The sequence below is a fragment of the Planococcus sp. CAU13 genome (assembly GCF_000775575.1).
Lineage (GTDB): Bacteria > Bacillota > Bacilli > Bacillales_A > Planococcaceae > Planococcus.
On the sequence record NZ_JRGN01000023.1, the window covers coordinates 1 to 1,937 of the forward strand.

Annotated in this window: 3 protein-coding genes; all 3 read right to left on the reverse strand. The window is 44.0% G+C overall.

Annotated features, from left to right (window positions below; translation table 11 throughout):
* Positions 1 to 159: 159 nt before the first annotated feature.
* The 3 genes from KW93_RS00740 to KW93_RS00750 are packed head-to-tail and all read right to left on the reverse strand — an operon-like array spanning position 160 to position 1,861.
* Positions 160 to 489 (reverse strand): YpoC family protein, encoded by a 330-nt coding sequence (locus tag KW93_RS00740; RefSeq protein WP_052131402.1) that lies wholly within the window; start codon positions 487 to 489, stop codon positions 160 to 162.
* Positions 464 to 1,144, reverse strand: coding sequence for an endonuclease III (gene nth, locus KW93_RS00745; RefSeq protein WP_033541038.1), 681 nt, complete (start codon positions 1,142 to 1,144; stop codon positions 464 to 466). Before nth ends, KW93_RS00740 begins: the two co-directional genes overlap by 26 nt.
* 12 nt (positions 1,145 to 1,156) lie before the next feature.
* On the reverse strand, positions 1,157 to 1,861 hold the full coding sequence (locus tag KW93_RS00750; RefSeq protein ID WP_033541039.1) for a DnaD domain-containing protein: 705 nt from the start codon (positions 1,859 to 1,861) through the stop codon (positions 1,157 to 1,159).
* Positions 1,862 to 1,937: the final 76 nt, after the last annotated feature.

Genomic DNA, 1,937 nt, shown 5'->3' on the forward strand with positions numbered 1-1,937 from the left:
AATGGCAATGGCAACGGTAATGGCAATAATGGCAACAACGGAAATAACGATGGAAACAGAAACAACGAGGAAGACAATGATGGCAATGAATAAATTCCATTAATGCTTCCACAAAAAATCCCCTTAAGCGATTTTCGCTTAAGGGGATTTTTGATTTGATCATGGTTTTCCAAGAATTACCCGTTTTGAAGCAATTTTCTTTTGCATTTCCTTAAATAATTCCTGGAGCTGACGGAAGGCCGCATAAGTGGCAAAATTTTCTTCAATGAACTTCAGCCGCTCGGCATTATTTAAAGGCTCCAAACGCTCCTCTTCCGTACTGCATTGGGCCAATAAAGCTTTATATAATGAGATTCCCTCTTTCATTTTCGCTTCAGTATTGCCCGTTTTATTTCCAAAAAGCAAACTGATTTCCTGCTCGAGCTGAGACCATGAAACGAAATAAGGAGTGATCTTTTCATTTTCAATTGACTTCCGTAACGTGTTCACGTTTTACCAGCCCTTTTTTCTCGCGTTTCTTCCCTTCGCGGCATCTGTCGAATAATGGACAGATGTGGCAGCCGGGATTTTGCGATTTGCAATGGTAGCGCCCAAAGAAAATGATCTGATGATGCGTTTTTGACCAGTCTTCCGCAGGGGTTTTCTTCATGATCGCCTCTTCCACCTGCAGAGGTGTATCTTTCCAGCGATTCAATCCCAGGCGTTTTGCCACACGCTCAACATGGGTATCGACCGCCAGTGCCGGAATTCCGAATGCAACAGAAACGACCACGTTTGCCGTCTTTCGTCCGACTCCCGGCAATGTTGTGAGAAGATCCCTGTCAGCCGGCACTTCGCTGTTGAACTGTTCAATCAGAATATGGCTGAGTGCCTGGATGTTCTTGGCTTTATTCCGGAATAGACCAATTGAACGGATGTCGTCCATCAATTCTTCAAGAGGCACAGAAACATAATCTTCAGGAGTATGATATTTTTGAAAAAGATCGGCTGTCACCCTGTTGACCAGTTTATCCGTGCATTGTGCGGACAGCAACGTCGCAATCAAAAGATCAAACGGATTCCGGTGCACCAGTTCACAATGGGCATCCGGAAACATATTGTCCATTTCCTCCAGGCATAATTGCCATTCCTTCTTTGACATCATTCATATCACCTTCTAATTCCGGTCTTCCAGCCAATTATAAAATTTCACTTTTTTCGCGGTATTATCCGCTACAGGCTGAATCTGGATATTTTTTTCCCTGAACGTTGCCGCATGTTTTGTGACTTCCGAGGAAGTGCGGATGTTCTTTTTCTTCCATTCAAACAGGATGCGATCAACATAGCGTAAACTCATCTTCTGCGAAATCACCGCTTCTTTCAAAGCCATTCGGATGACGGCCGGCGTATGCCCGTCCTGGTCCATCCACATGGAAATCGTCTCAATTTCCATCGGCGACAGGAACCGTCCGAACTCCTGCTCAAATAACTGGAATACCTGGCCTTCCATTTCTTTTTGCGAGTCCACTTTTTCGTAATAGACTTCCTGGTCGACACAATCCATGAGCCGGTTCCATAAAGGCAACAGTGAAATGCTTTCTGTCAGGATGTCGTTGACCGTATCCTGTTGTATGGCAATAAATCCTTGCTGCATCAATTTCTGCAGCATCGTTGTTACGCTTTTTTGAGAGCACATCATGCGTGCTCCGATTTCATCGGGAGTAGGAAACGGGTTCCCCGCCTGCTGGAATGCATGGACATGCATCAACAGCATTGCTTCTTCATCCGAAATCTTCAATTCCTTATAAAATTGAAAAAAAAGCTGGGAAATGTTCACATTTCCCTGCTCGATCCATTTCTGAAGTCGATCTGGCTGCTTCATATCCCAACCACCTTTCTATATGTTAATGCAATCAAAAATATCTTTAATAATCGATATTCCGCAAAACAGCTTCGCT